This is a genomic window from Xylophilus ampelinus (genome assembly GCF_003217575.1).
Classification (GTDB): Bacteria; Pseudomonadota; Gammaproteobacteria; order Burkholderiales; family Burkholderiaceae_C; genus Xylophilus; species Xylophilus ampelinus.
Map to the genome: position 1 here is coordinate 1 of NZ_QJTC01000041.1, position 6,448 is coordinate 6,448.

10 protein-coding genes are annotated in these 6,448 nt (G+C 61.6%); all 10 read left to right on the top strand.

The window, feature by feature from the left end:
- On the top strand, window positions 1-260 hold a 260-nt coding region (locus DFQ15_RS17990), incomplete at its 5' end, for a hypothetical protein (RefSeq protein ID WP_233504568.1).
- Window positions 257-1,342, top strand: a complete 1,086-nt coding sequence (locus DFQ15_RS16490) for a replication initiation factor domain-containing protein (RefSeq protein WP_110467008.1) — start codon at window positions 257-259, stop codon at window positions 1,340-1,342. The genes DFQ15_RS17990 and DFQ15_RS16490, both read left to right, overlap by 4 nt.
- Before the next feature lie 23 nt (window positions 1,343-1,365).
- Window positions 1,366-1,677, top strand: a complete 312-nt coding sequence (locus DFQ15_RS16495; RefSeq protein WP_110467009.1) for a hypothetical protein — start codon at window positions 1,366-1,368, stop codon at window positions 1,675-1,677.
- 42 nt (window positions 1,678-1,719) lie between these two features.
- Window positions 1,720-1,929 carry a hypothetical protein gene (locus DFQ15_RS16500; protein WP_110467010.1) on the top strand — a complete coding sequence of 70 codons (210 nt, stop codon included), beginning with the start codon at window positions 1,720-1,722 and terminating at the stop codon, window positions 1,927-1,929.
- Window positions 1,930-2,124: 195 nt separating this feature from the next.
- Window positions 2,125-2,343 carry a hypothetical protein gene (locus tag DFQ15_RS16505; RefSeq protein ID WP_110467011.1) on the top strand — a complete coding sequence of 73 codons (219 nt, stop codon included), beginning with the start codon at window positions 2,125-2,127 and terminating at the stop codon, window positions 2,341-2,343.
- 57 nt (window positions 2,344-2,400) lie between these two features.
- Window positions 2,401-2,646: a hypothetical protein gene (locus DFQ15_RS16510; RefSeq protein ID WP_110467012.1), complete on the top strand. Its 246-nt coding sequence runs from the start codon at window positions 2,401-2,403 to the stop codon at window positions 2,644-2,646.
- Between the two features lie 107 nt (window positions 2,647-2,753).
- A complete protein-coding gene (locus tag DFQ15_RS16515; protein WP_110467013.1) occupies window positions 2,754-4,235 on the top strand; it encodes a hypothetical protein in 1,482 nt (493 codons plus the stop codon).
- A 1-nt stretch (window position 4,236) separates the two neighbouring features.
- Window positions 4,237-4,572, top strand: coding sequence for a DUF2523 family protein (locus DFQ15_RS16520; RefSeq protein ID WP_110467014.1), 336 nt, complete (start codon window positions 4,237-4,239; stop codon window positions 4,570-4,572).
- Between the two features lie 3 nt (window positions 4,573-4,575).
- The gene (locus tag DFQ15_RS16525) at window positions 4,576-5,910 is read left to right on the top strand and encodes a zonular occludens toxin domain-containing protein (protein ID WP_110467015.1); all 1,335 of its coding nucleotides are present in this window, start codon (window positions 4,576-4,578) and stop codon (window positions 5,908-5,910) included.
- 188 nt (window positions 5,911-6,098) lie between these two features.
- The coding region (locus DFQ15_RS16530; protein WP_233504569.1) for a recombinase family protein at window positions 6,099-6,448 on the top strand (350 nt) is incomplete at its 3' end.

Genomic DNA, 6,448 nt, shown 5'->3' on the forward strand with positions numbered 1-6,448 from the left:
CCTATGTGCTTCGTGGCGTCAATGCAGAAAAAGCGCTGCTTGCCGTGCTGCGCATGGAGGGTTATCAGCCGACGGCCGCTGCGGCGGGAGGGTCCCGCTTGCGGGAGGGCACCGCCGCTGCGGCCGCTCCGGCTGTTCATACCCCCCCGAGTAACACGGGGGTAAACGAAGTCGGCGGCGGCAGGGGGTTGGAACGGGGCTACCTTGCCGCTTCTGTCCGCATTCAGCGTGGTCTGTCCTTCTTCGGGGTTGCAGCATGACCCCCGACGAAAAGCTTGTCCTCGAAGGTGGACGCATCAAGGTGCTTACGCAAGCCCGCCAGCTCGATGCCGCCCACCAGTCCGGCGTCGTCCTCGATTACCTGCGCTTCACCATGAAGCGCGACGCCATCCCGCATAGCCGGGGCATCCCTCTCGATACCGGCGATCAGGACCTGGCCCGCTTTTTCGCGCTCCAGTTCGCACGCCTGCTCGGCTTCACCCTGGGCATAGACCGACCTGGCCGCGATTACTACGAGTTCACGACAACCATTGAGAACGCGCTTGGCCATGAGGTCGCCAGCGTCTCTGCAGGGGGTGAAGGACAGCGCGGAACCATCTGCCTGACCTTGAAGGGCGAGGGCTGCACCAATGCTGCCCACGGCTGGGAAAAGCGCGTCTACGCGTACTTCGGCGAGTTCATGCCGAAGCTCACCCGCATCGACATGGCCCGCGATTTCTACGATGGCGAAGTCACCATCGAACAGGTCGTCGGCTGCTACTGCGATCACGCATTCAGCTACCAAAAGCGCCTGCCGTCGTACACCCAATACGGTTGCTGGGATGTCTACAACGGCCCTCCCAACAGCCGCACATTCCAGATCGGCAAACGCGAGTCCGGCAAGCTGTTCCGCGCCTACGAAAAGGGCCACCAATTCCGGATCATGGATAGCCGCTGGCTGCGCTGCGAGGTCGAGCTGCGCTCCACCAATCGCGTCATTCCCTGGGATGCCGTTGTCCGGCCGGCCGAGTATTTCGCCGGCGCCTACGAGTTTTGCGCCTGGGCGTGCCAGCACGAAATCGCAGTCAAGGTGCCTACCGCCACGAAGACCGCCGAGCACGGCGTTCAGGCCTGCGTCAACTGGCTGCAGCGCGTCGTCGCACCGACGCTTGTGCAGATCACATCGGCCCTGCCTGACTTCGATTGGCTCGCCGACCTGGTGATTGCTGAGCAGTTCCGCAAGGTCCCGAAGTCACTGCGCGGCTTCAATCATTCGACCATCCAAACCGGACTGCAAAAGGCGTTCGCACGCCTGTCCGAACGCACCCCCAATGCCAGCGCACCGGCCGCTGCCATCGCTTGATCCTGCCGGCTCCGAAAGCAACCATGAAGTTCACTTCCACTCTCACCATCATCGGTATGAAGGCGTCCAAAGGCACGCTGGAAAACGGCAACGCGTACGACAGCACGAAGGTCTACACCCTGGTCGATCTGGACGCCAGTAAGGGCACCGCAAAGGGCGCCGCCAGTGCCGAATACACCCTGGGCGTCGCATCCGAATTCGACAAGTTCAAACACTTGCCTTTTCCTTTTAAGGCAGAGGTCGATCTCGAGATCGTCACCAACGGCAAGACCCAGAAAACCGTCATGCACGAAGTGCGGCCCACTGACCGCGTGAAGCCCGGCCAGGCGGCCTAATCATCGGCGCGCACGGACCGAATTTCGTTCCCGGTACACGCCATGCATATGCACATCGTGCCCCGCTACTACGTCCAAAGCACAGAGGACCACGAGTTCCTTCGCGCGGACGGTGAAGGCGGCGTGGACTACGCGCCGTTGATCGTGAACGCTAGCCCTTTCACCTCGCCGGAAGCTGCAGCAGACGCTGTGCAAGACCACTGCGGCGGACAAGGTGTGGTGTTCCGCTGCTATGAGTTGGAGGGCTCCTGATCCTCACCCGCGTGGCGACGGGCGTTGCCATCGCCGTAACCCTGTGGCTGCTGCGGCATGCCTTCTGAAAGGTCCTATGGAAGACGACGAAGACGAGTGTGAATGCTGTCCTTGGTGCGGGTCGGAGGACGTCGAGGAATGCCAACCCGGTGACGTATTCCTGTGCCGGGATTGCGGTGCCGGTTGGGGTGACGAATGAGCACCCGCTTCCTTGTCTGTACCACCGACGCTAATCCGTGCCCGCTGGATCAGCAGGCATGGCTGAGCGCCGTTGACGCCCTGAATTGGGCCGACATGGGCCTCACCCCTGACCTCATCTTGAAGACCTACGGATGGGGTTTCGGTGCCGTATTCGCGATGTACATGCTGGGAGTGGCCTGCTCGGCCGTCCTGGGGTCCATCCGCAAAGCGTGACGGCGCAAACCGTCGAACCGCTGCCAGTCGGTCACTGGCGATCAAAAAGGAAAAGTCATGTTGAAGAACGCACGCAATTTCGCTCGTAAGTACGGCGCCAAGATCGGTACCGCTGCAACCCTGGCTGCAGGCACCGCAGTCGCCCAGGCACAGGCCGCAGCCAACGGCCTGACCCTCGGCATGGACACGGTCGACCTCGCCGGCGTCGGTGTCAAGGTCGGCGCCGTCATGGTGCTGGTGGTCGGCCTGGCGATGTATTTCAAGGGCGCAGACCTCGGCAAGCGCGTGGTACGCAAGGTCTAAGGCTAGGCCATGCTGAGCGGCGCACTCATTGCCCTATTTCTGGGCCTCATAGCCATGCTCGGTGGGCTGAGTGCTGCCGCATTTGTTTTCGCAGTTCGGACCCACCTATGAACCGCTGGCTCCTCCTGCTTGCGCTGCCGCTTATTGCAGCCTGCATCGCACCCCGCGCCCACGCGGCCGGCACCTTCTCCCGTACCACGATGGATGGCGTCGAATACGTCATCACCGGCAACTCCGCCACCATGCGCCCCACTGGCCGATCTAGCGGTTTCGGTGACACCGGCCCTACGACCGGTACCGGCAGGATGCCCGGAACTCCGGTGGGTAGTCCCTCCGCAGGGGGATTCGGGCTTGCCAAAGCGGAGGGCGGCATCGCTGCCAGCACGCGCGGAAAGCTCCCGCTCGCCAGCAAGATCGGCGCTGCCATTGACGTCACCGTCAAGCACAAGATTTCAGCCAAGAGCATCGCCAAGGTCTTGACTACCCCAGGTGGCGTCATTGGCCAGCTGGTACTCGGCTACGGTATCAAGCAGTTGCTTGATGAGGCCTGCGTCCGGCTCATGGGCGGGACTCTTCAGATGAATGCCGCCCAGACGTGGGAGGAGTGCGTCAGGAAAGAGGGTGGAATTCCCAGCACGATGTACTACTCAGGCGGCAAGTGGTACTCAGACCCATTGGCGGCATGCCAAGCCTACGTCCCGTCTAGCAATGGCTATGTCCGCCGGGGGTCCTCCATCATGTGCACTCGGAACAGTCAATACTTGGTGCCGGTCGATGAGCGCTTGGTATGCCCAGACTCCTCTGACCCTTCAGGCTTCAGCCAGGTCGACCCTGGCACGTCCTGTCCCGGAGGGGGCGAAATCACTTGGCGTTCGACCGAACCTGATTCAGTCGCGGACAAAATTGAAAGTGCGATCCCCGAATCGAACAGCCTTCCGGATGTTGCACGCGAGATTCTTGGCAATGGCGGCGAACTTCCTGTTGATGGCACTGAGGTGACTGGCCCTGCAACCGGCACTCCTACTGAGGCGGAGAAGAAGGACGAGACGACGAATCCCGATCCCCAGCCAGGCAATCCGAACGCCACCAGCAAGACGGAAACGACGACCAAAGAGAAGACGACCGACAAATACAACTACGACAAAGACAAGGTCACCCGCAGCGAAGACAAGCAGACCGAAACCTGCACGAAGACCACCAGCGGCGCAGGCGTCACGACTGTCGGGTGCAGCAACACCAGCACCACTACGCAGAACCCGAAAACGGACGACACGCCACCCACGGATACCGATTTGCCCGAAGTCCCGGAGCTGTACAAGCAGAAGTATCCCGAGGGCATGACGGGCGTGTGGAACAAGCGCAAGGACGAGCTCAAGGGTACGAAGATCATCGCGGCTATCCCGAAGTTCATGCCCCCTGTGTCGTGGGCTGGTGGATGCCCTGGCCCCATGTACATCACGCTCGATGTCGGCATCGTCAACTTCGGCCAGTTCGATGCCTCGCCCCCCTGTAACGTCTGGACCTTCTGCGGCGTCGTCATCGTGATTTCTGCGCTCCTGCTCGCCCGCTCACTCGTTTTCGGGGGCTGACATGGCAGCAGGTTTCACGATGCTGCTGGCGAAGATCGCCGCCATCGCGTCATGGTTCGGAAAGCTCTTCGTCGGCGTCTTCAAGTCGCTCTGGCACGTTGTCACCGACATGTGGTGCTGGGCTTTCGATGGCGTGCTGAGCGTTGCGGTAAGCGCAGTCAACGCCGTCGACTTGGCCGCGCTGGACGCCTACGCCGGCACATGGAGCGGCCTTCCGGCAGAGCTTATTCCTGTACTCAGCGCCCTGCGTGTTGGTGAAGCCGGCGCGATCATCGCAGCCGCCATCGGCATTCGGATCGTGCTGCAACTTATCCCGTTCACTCGTCTCGGAAGCTAGCAAATGATCAACGGTCTAGAAGGCATCCCAGGCTCGGGCAAGAGCTACGAAGCAGTCGTCCATCACGTGCTGACAGCGCTTCAATCAGGCCGCAAAGTCGTCACGAACCTGCCCCTTAAAAAGGACATGTTCGCAGCGATCAATCCCGACTTCCTCGACCTCATCGAACTGCGCATCCGGCCGCAGCCTATTCGCGGCACCTGGGATGCGACGCGCATCGACGAGGAAGGGCAGGGCAGTGCCTTCGAACTCTTCGACGACGGCCACACCGAAGCGCCAGGCGAAGAGGTGATGCTGTTCGGCCACGTGTGGGACTTCTGGTGCACATGGAAGCATCCCAAGACCGGAAACGGCCCGCTGTACATCATCGATGAGTGCCACGTGGCGTACCCGAAGATCGGCACCGACAAGCACGTTGTCCAGTGGTACAAACTGAGCCGCCATTTCAACGCCGATGTGCTGTTGATCACTCAGAATTTCCGGGACGTAAACGAGTCCATGCGCGGCCTGTTGGCGATGGTCGTGAAGGTCCGAAAGGCTGACGTTCTCGGCAAGCCCGACCACTACATCCGCAAGGTGCACGCCGGCTACCGTGGCGCTGTCATCAGCACCGAAGAGCGCAAGTACAAGCCCGAGTTCTTCCCGCTGTACAAGAGCCACACGCAAGGCAACTCCGTTTCGGAGGCTGCGGCAACGGATGTGTCCTCCAACGTGCGCAAATGGAAGCGCGCAACCAGCTTGGTGTTCGTTCTCGGCGGCGTGCTCGTGGTGTGGGCGTTCTGGCCCAAGGGCGATACACCTGCCACCCAGGTGAAGACGAAATCGGCCGACCTCGCGCCCTGGCAAGTCGAGGCCATGAAGCTGAACAAGCCGGATATGCAGCCCATCGCCCCTATCGACTGGAGCAAGGTTCCGACACTGCCAGAAGAGACCAAGCAAGCCGTCGAGCCTCCGGCGGAGATACCTGAGCCGCTAGGAGGAAAGGGCGTCCACCTCGCCGGCATGGTCAGCATGGGTGCCCGCACCGTCTACAACTTCGTGTTGTCCTCGTCCGGTCAGCGCATCGGCGACGCGACCGACGCCGACTTGCGCACGATGGGCTACGAGTGGCAACCGCTCACGCATTGCGCCGGCACGATGAAGTGGAAGGGCAAAGCGCGGGCCGTCACCTGCGACGCTCCTGTACTGGCCCAGGGTGCCCAGGATCGCCCCGTGGTGGTCGGCATGAACACGGCCGGCAACGTGGTGGCCACCAGCGCGCAGGGCGGCATCGACTACCGCCCGGCTGCAGCCCCAGGCACCAGCACTGCGGCCGATGTGACGGCACGCTACCGGTGAGCTTTCCAATCACGCCTGCCGTACAAGGCACTGACAACAGGTCCCCGAAAAAGAGGTCCTAGAACGCGTTTGCAGACCAGATTGCGGCCCACGTATCGACGCAAACATTGCGCATTACGTTCCCGGGAGGAAAGATGCTGATTGGTTATGCGAGGGTGAGCACGACAGACCAAGACAATGCTCTGCAGATGGACGCTCTGAAGCGCGCCGGCGTTCGCCAGGTGTATGCGGAAAAGACCAGCTCGGTAGGTGCCAGGCCGCAGCTGCAGATCGCCTTGGCCGCGCTTCGGCCAGGTCAGACGTTGGTAGTGTGGAAGCTGGACCGCATCGCGCGCAGCCTCAAAGACCTGCTCGCCATCCTCGATGGATTGAAGGCGCGCGGCATCGCGCTTAAGTCGCTAACTGAGCCCATAGACTCTTCGTCGGCGATGGGCGAATTCATGCTGCAAATCCTCGGAGCATTCGCGCAGCTAGAACGCTCGATGATCAGGGAGCGCGCCATAGCTGGCCAGGTCGCTGCGTACATGCGGGGTGTTCG

Bases quoted from the DNA above. Each gene is read 5' to 3' on its own strand.
- DFQ15_RS16490 (WP_110467008.1), top strand. From the start codon at position 257: ATGACCCCCGACGAAAAGCTTGTCCTCGAAGGTGGACGCATCAAGGTG.
- DFQ15_RS16495 (WP_110467009.1), top strand. From the start codon at position 1,366: ATGAAGTTCACTTCCACTCTCACCATCATCGGTATGAAGGCGTCCAAA.
- DFQ15_RS16500 (WP_110467010.1), top strand. From the start codon at position 1,720: ATGCATATGCACATCGTGCCCCGCTACTACGTCCAAAGCACAGAGGAC.
- DFQ15_RS16505 (WP_110467011.1), top strand. From the start codon at position 2,125: ATGAGCACCCGCTTCCTTGTCTGTACCACCGACGCTAATCCGTGCCCG.
- DFQ15_RS16510 (WP_110467012.1), top strand. From the start codon at position 2,401: ATGTTGAAGAACGCACGCAATTTCGCTCGTAAGTACGGCGCCAAGATC.
- DFQ15_RS16515 (WP_110467013.1), top strand. From the start codon at position 2,754: ATGAACCGCTGGCTCCTCCTGCTTGCGCTGCCGCTTATTGCAGCCTGC.
- DFQ15_RS16520 (WP_110467014.1), top strand. From the start codon at position 4,237: ATGGCAGCAGGTTTCACGATGCTGCTGGCGAAGATCGCCGCCATCGCG.
- DFQ15_RS16525 (WP_110467015.1), top strand. From the start codon at position 4,576: ATGATCAACGGTCTAGAAGGCATCCCAGGCTCGGGCAAGAGCTACGAA.